The following is a 12,710-nucleotide window of genomic DNA, read 5'->3' on the forward strand; positions in this document are numbered from 1 at the left end:
CTTCTTTTCTCAGCGTAGTGTCCTGACGTGTCTGTGCGTCTCACGCAGCCGAAAATTCGGCGGAAATCCATTAAATCTTAGCCAAATGGCGCTCAGCGTAGTGTCCTGACGTGTCTGTGCGTCCCAGCGCCGTGTTGGTAGATTTGTTGGTAGGTTTTCAGCAGAGAGGTTTTCATACCAACATGCTCAACGATGCTCAGCTCAGAAATCTGAAGCCGCGCGAATCAGCGTATCGGGTATCTGATGGCGGCGGCCTGATGATTCAGGTCGAGAAGAACGGCTCCAAGCTGTGGCGTATCGCGTACCGCTTCGAGAAGAAGCAGAAGATGATTTCGGGCGGCAAGTACCCGACCGTCACCCTGGCGGCCGCCCGAGCCTGGCGCGATCGGATCAAGGATATTCTGGCGCGCGGAGAAGACCCCTCGCTGGTGCTCAAGGCCGAGCGCGACGCCTCGCCCGTGGATCATAGCTTTCGCGCAGCCGGAGAACGGTGGTTCGAAATCAAGACCCGAAACTGGGGAGAGAAGGCCAGGCGGCGCGTCGAGAGTCGCTTGCTCGGTGACGTCTACCCGGCGATCGGAAAGAAGCACGTCGCCGACGTGAGCCCGCAGGACGTGATTGCGTTGCTTCGGAAAGTGGAGGCGCGCGGCGTCGGTGAGACGGTGTGGCGTGTGCGCAGCTTCTGCCATGACATCTTCGCGTTCGCCAAGGTCGAGGGCTGGTGCGAGACCAATCCGGCGTCAGATATTCAACCCGCGCTCAAGACGAAGCCTCCTGCCGTCCATCGGCGTCGCATCGCTCCGAAGGATATGGGGTCGTTTCTCGCGCGCCAGCGTACCGACGAGGCGTCCGAGATGACTCATCTCGCGCTAAGGCTCACCATCCTGACATGGGCGAGAACCGGAGAAGTCCGCTTCGCATCGATCGACGAGATGGAGGGGCTGGACGGACCAGAGCCGCTGTGGCGGCTGAGCGCAGAGCGCATGAAGATGGATCGGGAGCATGTCGTGCCGCTGAGCCGGCAAGCCGTTGCGATCGTCAAGCGGCTGCGTGAGATGAACCCTCACAGCCGGATGCTGTTCAGCGTCCACTACAGTAAGAGCGGGGTCATCAGCGAGAACCGGATGCTGGACGTAATGTATCGGCTCGGACTGAGAGGCAAAGCGACGGTTCACGGCTTCCGTGGAACGGCCTCCACATGGGCGAACGAGCAAATGATCGTTGCCGGTGATCCGCCGATCGAGGTGCGCAAATATCATGAGGATTGGGTCGAACTGGCGCTGGCCCATGGCGAACCGAACAAGGTCCGCGGCGCCTACAACTCTGCGCTCCATCTCGGTGCTCGCCGCCGCCTGCTACAGGACTGGGCGGATTGGCTCGATGAGCAGGAAGAGCTCGCTGCCCTGGTGGGCTGATGGCACAGGCGCAGGGAATCGAACCCTGCTCTCCGGTTTTGGAGACCGGAACATCGCCACAATGCTTCGCCTGCGAACGTGACACTGGCATACTCTAGCCCGGTTGCGTTGTCACTATAATAGTGATACTTCGATTCTCGACGGACAATGAGGATCGGTTTTCATGCAATTTTGGCGCCTACCGCGCGTCATGGAAGAAACGGGGATATCGAAGTCCTCGATCTATCGCGACATGCGCGAGGGGAGATTCCCCAGATCATATCAATACAAGGACCGACCGGAAGATCGGTTCTGGCGATCCGACGAAGTCGAAGCCTGGAAGCGCCACCAGCTCGGGCTTGATGAATTCGACGAGCTGGTCGGATGAACAACTTCGTCATCGCGGCGTGCATGGGCAAGCACGGCTTCAACAACTGGAACGAAGCCTCAGCGGCACTGAAGCACATGTACCGCAAACGCCGCAACAAGCAGGATATCGATCATTCGATCGGCATCTATCGCTGCCCATATTGTCCGAAATGGCATCTCGGAAGTCAGACGCGACGCAACAAGAGGGTCAAGAGTGTCTGAGTTCGATGAACTGCTTGGTGCCGGCCCGGCCGAACCGGAAACGCGTACGTCGCGCGCAGAGCGCATGTTGCAGGAGCAGCAGCGCCTTGCCGACGTAAGGCGAGCCGCATCCGGGCAGACGAAGATTTCAGTCGAGGAGTTTCTGCTGCCGGTCAGCCAGAACTTCATCGGACGCGTGCTCCACATGGATCCAATGACAGTCGGCAAGCGGCTGCTCAACACGCCCGTCAAGCGTCACACCGTCGGCGCCGGACGCTATGTCTATTATTTCCATGAGGTGCTCCCGTATCTCGTGAAGCCGAAGATGGACATCGCGACCTATCTTCGCTCCCTCAATCCCGGGGATCTTCCGAACAGCATCAACAAGTCGTTCTGGGAAGCCGAGCGCATCAAGAACCAGGTGCTGCAGCAGACCGGCGAAGCGTGGAACTCCATGAAGGTGCTGGAGGTTCTCGGGCTCGTCTTCATGACGATCAAGGACCGCATCCCCCTCATCAAGGAAGCGCTGCGCGAGATGAACATCTCCGACGAAGCGCAGAAGAAGCTCGATGAAATGTGCGACCTGTTCCAGTCGGACCTCTACCAGGCGCTGGTCGAACTGCCGAAGCAGCGCAAAACGTACAGCCGCATCGTCGAGATCGATCCCGGCGACGGCCCGGCGGCCGGCGTCGAATGGGATGATGACGCGGAGGACGTCATCGGATGAGCGAGGATAAGCCGATCGTCATTCCGTCAGAGCCGATAGCAATGCTGACGGCTCCCGAATATTCGCTCGACTATGACGAGTTCGTAAAGCGAGCCCTTAAACGGATCGCAGATAGCCTTGGCATCTCCTACGAGCAGCTTTCGCGAGACTATCTGCGATGACCTTCGGCATCGGCCATAACAGCGGGCCGCAGTTCGAAACCATAGAGGAAATGGTGGTCGCGGCCGCAGAGGCGCTGCGACCGTCGGCTCGGATTACTGTGTCCGAAGCCGCCGAACGCTATCACATCGTCAAGAACCCCGGCCAGCACGAAGGCCCCTTCTCACTCGACAAGACGCCATATCTGCGCGAGCCGATGGACGTTCTGACGTCGCTGGACTTCACCGGCATGGCCTTCGCCGGGCCGGCGCGTACAGGCAAATCCGCGATGGCCATCAACTGGCTGTGTCATACCGCCATCACCGATCCGGCGGACATGATGATCGTTCACATGGCGCAGCACACAGCGCGCGACTGGTCGAAGGCCGACCTCGCAAAGGCGATCCGCAACAGCCCGGAACTGCAAAAGCGCCTCAAGCCGACGCCCGATGCCGACAACGTGTTCGACAAAGAGTTCCTCTCCGGCATGCGGACGATCGTGACATGGCCGACCGTCAGCAACCTGTCCGGCAAGACGATCCCGCGCTTGTGGATCATGGACATGGACCGCATCAAGCCGCAGATCATCGAGAAGGAAGGCCACGTCTTCGATCTGACGCGCAAGCGCGCCGGAACCTTCAAGCGTTACGGCATGACCGCGGCCGAAGCGTCGCCCGGCTTCCCGATCACAGACCCGAAATGGCAGCCGAGTGAAGATGCTCCGCATGAGGCTCCGCCATGTGAAGGCATTCTGTCGATATACAACCGCGGCGACCGGCGTAGATGGTACTGGTCGTGCCCGCACTGCGACGGAAAGTTCGAGCCCCACTTCGACCTGCTGCGGTGGCCGTCACTCGACACTCGCGACATCATGGAAATGGCCGAGCAGACGCAGATGATCTGCCCGCACTGCACGACCAAGGACGGCGTGCTGCTCGATCCGTCTATGCAACGGGAACTCAATCTCGGCGGCCGCTGGATCAAGGAAGGGCAGATATGGCTGCCTAGCGGCGAGATCGTGGGCAAGCCGCGTCGTTCCGACATCGCGTCGTTCTGGATGTTCGGCCCGGCCGCCGGATTCACCGACTGGCCGCAGCTCGTGAGAAACTATCTGCAGGCGTGCGAAACATACGAGAAGACCGGCGACGAAGGGCCGTTGATGACCACGGTCACGACGGACCAGGGTAACGCCTATCTATACAAGTATCTCGAGAGCGGCCGCAACGCCGACGTGCTCAAGAAGCGCGCCGAGGAGTGGGGCGGTCACGACGAGAACGGGACGCCGTATGTTCCGCCGAGCACCCGCTTCCTCGTCGCCATGGTCGACGTCCAGGGCGGCGCGAGCGGTTCATTCGTCGTGCATATTTTTGCCGTCGACGCGAATATCGATATCTGGCACGTCGATATGTTCAAGATCATCAAGTCCGATCGCCGCGACGAAGATGGCGAACGACTGCGCATCAACCCGGGCGCTTTCAAGGAAGACTGGGACGTCCTGCGCAGCCAGGTGATGGAACTCACCTACCCCCTTCCCGATGGCAGCGGGCGTCGCATGGGCATCCATCTGACCGCCTGTGACTCAGGCGGTGAAGCTGGCGCCACGAGCAACGCCTATGACTTCTATCGATCCCTGCGAGCAGAAGGCGCGCATGGTCGCTTTCACCTGCTCAAAGGCGCATCGCCGAAGAACGAAACGGCGCTCATTCGTCTGACCTACCCGAATGCGCAGAAGAAGGACAAGCTGTCCGCCGCGCGCGGAGACGTCCCCGTGTGGCTGATCAACAGCAATCTCACGAAGGACGCGGCGAATAACCGCCTCGAGCGCGACACGCCCGGCGGCATGGTCCACTTCCCGAACTGGGCCGAGGACTGGCTGTATAACCAGCTCACTGCGGAAATCAGGCTGCCAACCGGCGCATGGGACAATCCGGCCAAGCGTCGCAACGAGGCGTGGGACTTGCTGACCTACGCCGTCGCTTTCCTCGATCATCCGGAGATCCGCATTCGGTTCATCGACTGGGAGAATCCGCCCCTGTTCGCCGCCGAGTGGGACAGCAATGACATGGTCTTTGGCGCCGATCGCAAACCGCAGCGCGAGCAGCCTGAACTGTCGCTTAAGGACTTCGCGAATCGATTCGCTTAGGGGCGAGTCACCAAAACGGTGTCTGTCAAGCATTATTGCGTTATCACTATAATAGTGATAAATGCCCTTCATGGCGTCTCTCCAGGAACGGCTCACTGAAGCGCAGGATGCTCTGCATGACCTTGTCATTGGCAAGGCCGTGGTGCGTTGCCGCGACGCCGACGGCAGCGAAGTCACCTATACGCAGGCGACGCGATCGAGCCTCATGGCCTATATCGCCAAGCTCGAACGTGACATCGCGGCGTCCTCCAATGCCGCTCCGTGCTACGCGCCGATGCGGCTCATCTTCTGATGGTCGGAGAGTTCGACGAACTGCTTGGGGTGGCAGTGTCCCCCGCTCCCCAGGCACCGCCCCCCGCTGTGGTGAAAGCCCCCGCCACGGTGGGGGGCGAACGTGCAATGGGCGCCTTCGACGGCGCTGACCGTCTGAATTCGTCGATTGCCAATTTCATCCCGACACTGGGTTCGGCCGATGCCGACATCATCCCCAGCAAGGAACTGGCGGACGGCCGCGCGCAGCATCTGCTGAACAACGACGCCTATGTGCAGGGCGGACAGACGCTCCACAAGGACAACATCGTCGGATCGCAGTTCCTGCTGAACGCGCGCCCGATGTCCCGCACGATCTTCGGCAAGGTCGACGATCCGTGGGAAAACGAGTTTCAGGAGGAAGTCGAAGAGATTTTCGACCTCGCCTCCGAAAGCCCGGATCATTTCTTCGACGCCCAGGGCATGAATACGCTGACCGGCCTCGTGCGCCTGGCCGTCGGCATCGCCTGCGCGAGCGGCGAAGCACTGGCCTCGGTCGAGTGGATCAAGGACGGCCGCCCGTTCAACACTGCGATCCAGATGATCGACGTCGCGAGACTGTCGACTCCTGACTCGCTGCCAGAGGCGCTCGACCCGAACATCCGTGGCGGCGTCAAGAAGGATCGGCGCGGCAAGCCGCAGTCCTATTATATCCGGAACGTCCATCCGCATGATCTGAACTATCATTTCACGCGGGCCATGGAGTTCAACAAGTGGCGTGAAGTGCCTGCGCGAACCAAGTGGGGTCGCGCGCAGATGATTCACATCATGGAGCAGTCGCGTCCGGATCAGACGCGCGGCATCGCCGATCTGACGGCAGCGCTCAAAGAGATCCACATCACGCACAAGTTCCGGGACATCACGCTCCAGAACGCTGTGACGCAGGCCCTCTACGCCGCCGCGATCACCTCCGAACTGCCCAGCGAGACCGTGTTCTCGCAGCTCGGCGGCGGAACGATGACGCCAGAACAGATCGAGAAGGCCATCCAGTCCTACGCGATCGGCTTCTACAACACGATCGACCAGTTCGCCGGATCGGCGAAGAACCTGCACGTCGACGGCGTGCGCATCCCGCATCTGCTGCCCGGCACGAAGTTGGAGATGATTTCGCCCGGCAAGGGTGGTCCGCTCGGCGAGAATTTCGAACAGTCGCTGCTGCGCTACATCGCCGCGACGCTGGGCGTCTCCTACGAGCAGCTTTCGCGCGACTACACCAACACGAGCTACGCCTCTGCGCGTGCCGCCATGGCCGACACCTGGCGGTTCATGCAGGCCCGCAAGAAGTCCGTGGCCGACAAGTTCGCCACGATCATCTTCCGCCTGTGGCTGGAAGAGATGATCAACGCCAACGCGCTGAGCACCTTCCCGGCCTCGAAGGCGCCGATGCTCTACACCAACGGGCGCCTGAACATGAAGTTCGAGGCGATCTCGCGCTGTGAGTGGATCGGCGCATCGCGCGGCCAGATCGACGAGCTCAAGGAAACGCAGGCCGCGGTGCTCCGCATCAACAACAACCTCTCCACGCGCGAAGACGAGATCGCCCGCCTTGGCGGCGACTGGCGCAAGAAGATGCGTCAGCTCAAGCGCGAACAGGATCTCTTCGACAGCCTCGGTCTGCGCGACGCGTCCGGCGCCTCGGCCAACATGATGAACGCGGCGAACGGCACCGCCGACACCGCCGACGAGAAGGGCAAGACGAAATGACCATGAACCCGTTCGCAGCCCTGGTCGAGAACGGCCCCGTGCTTGTCGATGCCGAGCACAAGGCCTGGTTCAGCGCCTGCCTGCATAATGCCGCACAGACGCCGAGGCTCGACGAGCTCATGGCGGATCAGGGTGACGGTTTCTGGTACGCATCGGATGACTGGCGCGCGCCGTATCGCCCCTATGTCGTGAAGGAGGGCATCCTTCACATCCCGGTCAAGGGCATCCTGCTCAACAACTTCGGTTGGCAGATGGGCAACTGGGCAACCGGCTACGACTATATCTGGCGCGCCTTCGAGCGCGGGCTCGACGATCCCGAGGTGAAAGGCATCGCGCTGATGGTGCATTCGCCCGGCGGACTGGTTGCGGGCAACCAGGTGCTCGTCGACAAGATGTCCGAGCGTCGCGGCGAAAAGCCTCTGCGCGGCTTCGCGCAGGAGTCCGCCTGCTCGGCCGCCTACAACATCATCGCCGTCGCGCCGCATGTGAATGTCAGTCCGACCGGCACCGTCGGCTCGATCGGCGTCTATACCATGCACCTCGACTGGAGCGCTGCCAACGATCGGTTCGGCGTGAAGGTGACGTACATCTCGGCCGGCGAAGGCAAGGTCGACGGCAATCCCGACGAGCCCCTGTCCGAACGTGCGCTCAGCCGCATGCAGGCGCGCGTCGATGATCTCTACTCAATTTTCGTGGCCAGCGTGTCGCGAAATCGCAGCGAACTGACGGAGGAGGCGATCCGGAAAGACCTGGGCGCCTTCACCTACTCGGCCGCTGAAGCCGTGTCGAACGGGCTCGCCGACAGCATCGGCAGTCACGACGACGCACTGTCCGCCTTTGCGGGCTCCCTGGACGACCCGTCCAATCAAGACGAAGGAGAAAGAGAGATGTCCACTCCGGACAACTCGGCGGTCGACCAGGCCGCCCATGAGAAGGCCATCGCCGATGCCGCGACCACTGCGGCCGCAGCGATGCAGGCACGCATCGGCGGTATCCTGCAGCACGAGGAAGCGAAGGGGCGCGAGGAACTCGCCAACCATTTCGCGTTCGCGACCGACATGAGCGTCGAGGCGGCCGCCGCTGCGCTCGCCACGGCTCCCAGGAAGGTCGAGGCTCCGCAGGCTCAGCAGACGCAGGCCGAGGCGACCAATCACCTGGACGCTGCGATGAGCAACATCGACCAGCCCAACATCGATGCCGGCGGATCGGGCAACGATCGCCAGGCCAACCCCGACGACGCGTCGGCCGATCTCGCGCTTGCCAAGCAGTTCGGTCTGCGCGGCTTCGTGCAGGCATAAGGAGAATTCGCGATGGCCAACATCATTATGTCCTACAAGAACGCCCACGTCCGCGGCGTTCCCGCCTTCGAGGTGATGGATCTCTACACCGACAGCAATCTGCTGGCCGGCGCCGAACCGGCGGTGCAGGGACCGCGCCGCATCCTGCTCGGCGACAGCCTCACTCTCGCGCCGTTCAGCGTGGTCGGCCTCTCCAGCGGAAAGCTCGTCATGGCGACGTACAACGCCACCCTGTCGAGCGCCATCAAGCCGATCGGCGTCCTGCTGCACGGCGCGACGTCCGGCTCGAGCAACACGACCGTGTTCGGCGAAGTGCTGCTCACCGGCAACTTCAACGCAGGCGTCAATGATACCGGCGATGACAGCCCGCTGGTCTGGCATGCGTCGTTCGACACGCTCGCCAAGAAGACGACCTGGGAAGGCGTGGTCGGAAACCCGCTGCTGGTCTTCCGCCAGCGCCGCATCGTCTGACGTTCGCCCAACTTGTCAACATTATAGGGATTTCGCACTATGACCACCTATGCTTCGGCGAACCCGTATGAGCTGTGGACTTCGCGTCGACTGCTTGGCGTGTTCCGCCAGAATCGCCCCGAGACCTGGGCGTTCGGCCGCTACTTCACGAACCAGATGCGCTCCACCGAGGAGTGGATCGACTTCGAGAAGCTCCCCATCCGCAGCCGCTCGCTGGCCCCGTTCGTGAAGCCGAAGGGTGAAGGCCACGGCGTCTTCACCGATCGCGTCCAGGGCTACCGCTTCAAGCCGGCGAACATCGTTGTGCAGGATGCCGTCGACGAACTCCGTCCGCTGACGCAGCAGCCCGGCATCGACTATTCGATGCTGTCGCTCGGCACCCTGACTCCGATGCAGCGCATCGCTCTCATCAAGATGGCGATGGCCGCCGAATTCCAGCTCGCCGTCGAACGTCGCTGGGAGTGGATGAAGGCGCGCGCCATCATCGACGGCAAGGTGACCTGCGTCTATCGCGATGGCACCAGCGTGGAAGTCGACTTCCAGCGCGCGTCCGGCCACACCGAGGTGCTGTCGTCCGGCAATCGCTGGGGCGATTCCGGCGTGTCGATCTACAGCAAGTTCCAGTCGGTCATGGACACCATGAACAACGCGGCTTTCGGCGGCACCATGGTGCATGCCGAGATGGGACAGGGCGTCGCCAACGTGCTGCTGGCTGACACCGAGATCAAGGCGAAGATGGAACAGTACCATCCGGTGCCCGGCGTCAACGTCGAGCGCGGCCTTATCAACGGTTCTGGCGAGAAGCGCTACTCGATCGGCTCGTTCACTGTTGGCGGCAACAGCGGCCAGCGCATCGAACTGTGGGTGAACAACGAGACCTACACGGCCGACAACGGTTCGGCGGCGCGTTATCTCGGCACCAACGAGATCGTGTTCACGTCCACGCCGGAAGCGATCAACGGCTACGAGTGCTTCGGCATGATCGTCGACAAGGATGCCGAGTATCAGGCGCTCCCGATGTTCCCGAAGAACTTCGTGACCGGCGAGCGCGTGAAGACCGAGCACATCTCGATCGAGAGTGCGCCGCTGTTCGTGCCGATCAACCCCGACGCGACCTACAAGCTCACGCCGATCGCATAAATCATCTGCGGCGGGCGGCTTCGGCCGCCCGTCTCGTCAACATTATCGTGATTGAGGATCTTTTATGGCCAACACAACCAAGACTCCGGCGGCTCCCGCCGAAACGACGCCGCCCGCTCCCGCTCCCGAGAAGGCGAAGATCGCGCCGGTGAAGAGCGTCCTGCGCATCGACTCCGTAATCATGCCGGACACCATGTTCGTTCCGGACAGCGCCGAGCAGCGCGAAGAGCTTTTCGCGCTGAACGCAGTCGTCGAACTCGACGAGGCCGAAGCGGCCCTGGCCGAGAAGATCGCGGTGCTCAGCTACGGTGAGCTCACCGTCGCCAACGACATCGCGCGCAAGCGGATCATCGCCGAGCAGGAAGAGAAGCAGCTCGCGAGGGACTTCGCGAAGAAGGCGCTGCTCGACGCCGTCAAGGCCGTCGCCCCCATCGCCGCTGCGTCGGACGACTTCTGACGATGGCAAGCCGCGCGCAAATTGCGATGCGGCGCATGCGCCGGGACGCCCATTCGCAGTGGGCTGTCCCGGCGCTCTACATTGCATTTGCAGGCGCAGAGCCGCGCGACGTTACCGTGCGCCTGTGGCTGAAGTCCGACAACAACATGGTCGGGGCGCTTCAGGGCATGTCGTCGGCAGAGATGGCCGAGCCCTCCGACCGCATCCGCTTTGATCTCAAGGAAATTTCAGCGGTACGCCGCAACGCAATCGTCTCCGTCGAGGATGGCGAGGCGTACCGGATCGACTTCCAGTATCCGCCGTATCGCGGTTTCCAGACTGCTCGCGTAACCCGCTTGAGCACAGAGGAAGCCGAAGGACTTCCGGTGCCGGAATGAGCGAGGCTTATGTCATCGCCATCGAAGGTTTCGCGTCGGATCGGCCGTTCGAAACTCTTCCCGCTGCAATCAAGACCGCAGCGCGTCGCGCCGTCAATCGCACGGCCGATCGCGCGCGAACCGATGCGGCGCGACGAATGCTGCAGCAGGTGAAGCTGCCGCCAAGCTACCTGCAACCATCGCAGGGCCGCCTCACCGTATCGAAGCGCGCCTCCGGCGACGACATGGAAGCCATCGTGACCGGACGGCAGCGTCCGACGAGCCTGGCTCGCTTCGCGCGCGGCAATGCACCTAGCAAGACCGGCGTATCGGTGGAAGTGGCGCCGGGTTTCGCCAGGTTCATGCGTCGCGCTTTTCTCATCCGCCTGCGCGCAGGTTCCGCTGATCTCGACACGAAGTCGAACCTCGGCCTCGCCATCCGCCTCAAGCCCGGAGAGAGGATCGAGAGCAAGCGCCAGATGATCCGCATGAAGGGGAATCTCTATCTCCTTTACGGCCCCAGCGTCGATCAATTGTTCAATACGATCCGCGAAGACATCGCGCCGGACACGCAGGATTTCCTCTCCGCAGAGTTCCTGCGGCTCGTCGAACTGGACGGTATCCAATGAGCGACCCCTTCAAGCTACGGGTCTTGAAGGCGCTGACTGCTGCCCTCAAGACCATCACGCCGGCCAATGGCTACGATCATGATCTGTCCGACGGGACGCACGGCGACGGCGCTGCGCTGGAACGTGTCTTCCGAGGCCGCGAGTGGTTCGGCGATTCCGATCCAATTCCGATGCTCTGCGTGCTCGAAGCCACGAGCGGCGAAGACGAACTGCTCGCGATGTCGCAGACAGCCGCATCGCAGTACGACTGGCCGATCCTCATCCAGGGCTTCGTCAAGGACGATCCGGCGCACCCGACCGACCCGGCGTACAAACTTCTCGCCGACGTGCGGCTGTGTCTGGCGCGGGAGAGCACGCGCACGCTCGAAGGCAGTCGCGGCATCAAGGATCCTCTGGGCCTCGGCTCGGGAGCGAACCGCATCGAGAAGATGGCCATCGGCGCCGGGACCGTGCGTCCGGCGGGCGACGTGTCAGCCAAGGCCTACTTCTGGCTGATCGTGACGCTCACCGTGATCGATCAGGCGGGAAGTCCATACGCCTGAACCGTCTAGTTTTACCATCAAATCACTATTATAGTGATAATACGCAAGGAGTGTGTAGCATATGAGCACCCATAACGACAATCTCACGCTCGGGCGTGGCCAGCTCTGGTTCAAGAAGGACGGCATGTCCGGCTTCCGGTTCCTGGGCAACGCTCCGGCGTTCAACATCAACGTGACCAGCGAAAAGCTGCCGCATTACCGGTCGACCCGGGGAATTCGCGAGAAGGACCGCGACATCGTCGTGCAGACCAATCGTACGTCGACGCTGCAACTCGAGGACATCTCCGAGGAGAACCTGGCCCTGTATCTGCTCGGCAGCACCTCCGAGATCGCGCAGACGTCAGCGACCGCGCAGAGCGAGACCTTCACCGATGTCAATCTCGGCGGTCTCTATCAGGTCGGCGCGACGACCGCCAATCCGACCGGCATTCGCAAGCTGTCGAATTTCGTGCTGAAGAAGGGGGCCACGACTCTCGTTCTCAACACGGATTACGAAGTCGATCTGGACCGCGGCACCTTCGAGGTTCTGGCAACCAGTTCGACCGTCGATGAAGGTGACGATCTGACGGCCGAGTTCGACCGGGCAGCGATCAAGCGCAAGCAGACGGTATCCGGTTCCAACTCGGCCGCGGGCGAGATCAAGTTTGTGGCTTTCCCCGCCGAAGGTGAGCCGCGCGATTTTCTCATGCCGTCGGCAACGATCAGTCCGAACGGGGAATTCGCGCTGATCGCCGAGAACACCCTCCAGTCGATCCCGCTCACGGTGGAGATCCAGACCAAAGGGAATCTCAGCGCCATCTACTGCGACGGCGCGCCTTACGCGTAAGGAGAA

The 12,710-nt window shown here is 61.9% G+C and carries 16 protein-coding genes and 1 tRNA gene; 16 read left to right on the forward strand and 1 reads right to left on the reverse strand.

Features of this window, described 5'->3' with window-relative positions:
* Positions 1-182 precede the first annotated feature (182 nt).
* Positions 183-1,415, forward strand: coding sequence for a tyrosine-type recombinase/integrase (locus tag HNP60_RS09335; protein WP_184152826.1), 1,233 nt, complete (start codon positions 183-185; stop codon positions 1,413-1,415).
* Here HNP60_RS09335 and HNP60_RS09340 read toward each other — a convergent pair.
* Positions 1,416-1,489 (reverse strand) — tRNA-Trp (locus HNP60_RS09340).
* An 89-nt stretch (positions 1,490-1,578) separates the two neighbouring features.
* On the opposite strand from HNP60_RS09340, the gene HNP60_RS09345 reads away from it, so the two are divergent.
* The 15 genes from HNP60_RS09345 (at position 1,579) to HNP60_RS09415 (ending at position 12,704) form a co-directional block, all read left to right on the forward strand.
* On the forward strand, positions 1,579-1,782 hold the full coding sequence (locus HNP60_RS09345) for a helix-turn-helix transcriptional regulator (protein WP_184152829.1): 204 nt from the start codon (positions 1,579-1,581) through the stop codon (positions 1,780-1,782).
* Positions 1,779-1,985 carry a hypothetical protein gene (locus HNP60_RS09350; protein ID WP_184152832.1) on the forward strand — a complete coding sequence of 69 codons (207 nt, stop codon included), beginning with the start codon at positions 1,779-1,781 and terminating at the stop codon, positions 1,983-1,985. The genes HNP60_RS09345 and HNP60_RS09350 overlap by 4 nt, the downstream gene beginning before the upstream one ends.
* The gene (locus tag HNP60_RS09355) at positions 1,978-2,691 is read left to right on the forward strand and encodes a hypothetical protein (RefSeq protein ID WP_184152835.1); all 714 of its coding nucleotides are present in this window, start codon (positions 1,978-1,980) and stop codon (positions 2,689-2,691) included. The genes HNP60_RS09350 and HNP60_RS09355 overlap by 8 nt, the downstream gene beginning before the upstream one ends.
* Entirely contained in the window at positions 2,688-2,852 is a 165-nt protein-coding gene (locus HNP60_RS09360; protein WP_184152838.1) for a hypothetical protein, read from the forward strand. Before HNP60_RS09355 ends, HNP60_RS09360 begins: the two co-directional genes overlap by 4 nt.
* The gene (locus HNP60_RS09365; RefSeq protein ID WP_184152841.1) at positions 2,849-4,972 is read left to right on the forward strand and encodes a terminase gpA endonuclease subunit; all 2,124 of its coding nucleotides are present in this window, start codon (positions 2,849-2,851) and stop codon (positions 4,970-4,972) included. The genes HNP60_RS09360 and HNP60_RS09365 overlap by 4 nt, the downstream gene beginning before the upstream one ends.
* A 70-nt stretch (positions 4,973-5,042) precedes the next feature.
* Entirely contained in the window at positions 5,043-5,264 is a 222-nt protein-coding gene (gene gpW, locus HNP60_RS09370) for a gpW family head-tail joining protein (RefSeq protein WP_184152844.1), read from the forward strand.
* Between the two features lie 107 nt (positions 5,265-5,371).
* On the forward strand, positions 5,372-6,985 hold the full coding sequence (locus HNP60_RS09375) for a phage portal protein (RefSeq protein WP_184215000.1): 1,614 nt from the start codon (positions 5,372-5,374) through the stop codon (positions 6,983-6,985).
* A gap of 2 nt (positions 6,986-6,987) precedes the next feature.
* A complete protein-coding gene (locus HNP60_RS09380; RefSeq protein ID WP_184152850.1) occupies positions 6,988-8,283 on the forward strand; it encodes a S49 family peptidase in 1,296 nt (431 codons plus the stop codon).
* Positions 8,284-8,295: 12 nt separating this feature from the next.
* Positions 8,296-8,754: a hypothetical protein gene (locus HNP60_RS09385; RefSeq protein WP_184152853.1), complete on the forward strand. Its 459-nt coding sequence runs from the start codon at positions 8,296-8,298 to the stop codon at positions 8,752-8,754.
* 39 nt (positions 8,755-8,793) lie between these two features.
* Complete coding sequence (locus HNP60_RS09390) at positions 8,794-9,894, forward strand: major capsid protein (RefSeq protein WP_184152856.1); 1,101 nt, start codon at positions 8,794-8,796, stop codon at positions 9,892-9,894.
* 64 nt (positions 9,895-9,958) lie between these two features.
* The gene (locus HNP60_RS09395; protein WP_184152859.1) at positions 9,959-10,351 is read left to right on the forward strand and encodes a hypothetical protein; all 393 of its coding nucleotides are present in this window, start codon (positions 9,959-9,961) and stop codon (positions 10,349-10,351) included.
* A gap of 2 nt (positions 10,352-10,353) precedes the next feature.
* On the forward strand, positions 10,354-10,728 hold the full coding sequence (locus HNP60_RS09400; RefSeq protein WP_184152862.1) for a hypothetical protein: 375 nt from the start codon (positions 10,354-10,356) through the stop codon (positions 10,726-10,728).
* Complete coding sequence (locus HNP60_RS09405) at positions 10,725-11,336, forward strand: hypothetical protein (RefSeq protein ID WP_184152865.1); 612 nt, start codon at positions 10,725-10,727, stop codon at positions 11,334-11,336. Before HNP60_RS09400 ends, HNP60_RS09405 begins: the two co-directional genes overlap by 4 nt.
* The gene (locus HNP60_RS09410; RefSeq protein ID WP_184152868.1) at positions 11,333-11,878 is read left to right on the forward strand and encodes a hypothetical protein; all 546 of its coding nucleotides are present in this window, start codon (positions 11,333-11,335) and stop codon (positions 11,876-11,878) included. Before HNP60_RS09405 ends, HNP60_RS09410 begins: the two co-directional genes overlap by 4 nt.
* 61 nt (positions 11,879-11,939) lie before the next feature.
* Positions 11,940-12,704, forward strand: a complete 765-nt coding sequence (locus tag HNP60_RS09415) for a phage tail tube protein (RefSeq protein WP_184152871.1) — start codon at positions 11,940-11,942, stop codon at positions 12,702-12,704.
* Positions 12,705-12,710 lie beyond the last annotated feature (6 nt).

It is taken from the genome of Sphingobium lignivorans, from assembly GCF_014203955.1.
GTDB lineage: Bacteria > Pseudomonadota > Alphaproteobacteria > Sphingomonadales > Sphingomonadaceae > Sphingobium > Sphingobium lignivorans.

Bases quoted from the DNA above. Each gene is read 5' to 3' on its own strand.
- gpW (WP_184152844.1), top strand. From the start codon at position 5,043: ATGGCGTCTCTCCAGGAACGGCTCACTGAAGCGCAGGATGCTCTGCAT.
- HNP60_RS09380 (WP_184152850.1), top strand. From the start codon at position 6,988: ATGAACCCGTTCGCAGCCCTGGTCGAGAACGGCCCCGTGCTTGTCGAT.
- HNP60_RS09410 (WP_184152868.1), top strand. From the start codon at position 11,333: ATGAGCGACCCCTTCAAGCTACGGGTCTTGAAGGCGCTGACTGCTGCC.
- HNP60_RS09365 (WP_184152841.1), top strand. From the start codon at position 2,849: ATGACCTTCGGCATCGGCCATAACAGCGGGCCGCAGTTCGAAACCATA.
- HNP60_RS09375 (WP_184215000.1), top strand. From the start codon at position 5,372: ATGGGCGCCTTCGACGGCGCTGACCGTCTGAATTCGTCGATTGCCAAT.
- HNP60_RS09395 (WP_184152859.1), top strand. From the start codon at position 9,959: ATGGCCAACACAACCAAGACTCCGGCGGCTCCCGCCGAAACGACGCCG.
- HNP60_RS09385 (WP_184152853.1), top strand. From the start codon at position 8,296: ATGGCCAACATCATTATGTCCTACAAGAACGCCCACGTCCGCGGCGTT.
- HNP60_RS09335 (WP_184152826.1), top strand. From the start codon at position 183: ATGCTCAACGATGCTCAGCTCAGAAATCTGAAGCCGCGCGAATCAGCG.
- HNP60_RS09405 (WP_184152865.1), top strand. From the start codon at position 10,725: ATGAGCGAGGCTTATGTCATCGCCATCGAAGGTTTCGCGTCGGATCGG.
- HNP60_RS09390 (WP_184152856.1), top strand. From the start codon at position 8,794: ATGACCACCTATGCTTCGGCGAACCCGTATGAGCTGTGGACTTCGCGT.
- HNP60_RS09350 (WP_184152832.1), top strand. From the start codon at position 1,779: ATGAACAACTTCGTCATCGCGGCGTGCATGGGCAAGCACGGCTTCAAC.
- HNP60_RS09400 (WP_184152862.1), top strand. From the start codon at position 10,354: ATGGCAAGCCGCGCGCAAATTGCGATGCGGCGCATGCGCCGGGACGCC.
- HNP60_RS09345 (WP_184152829.1), top strand. From the start codon at position 1,579: ATGCAATTTTGGCGCCTACCGCGCGTCATGGAAGAAACGGGGATATCG.
- HNP60_RS09360 (WP_184152838.1), top strand. From the start codon at position 2,688: ATGAGCGAGGATAAGCCGATCGTCATTCCGTCAGAGCCGATAGCAATG.
- HNP60_RS09415 (WP_184152871.1), top strand. From the start codon at position 11,940: ATGAGCACCCATAACGACAATCTCACGCTCGGGCGTGGCCAGCTCTGG.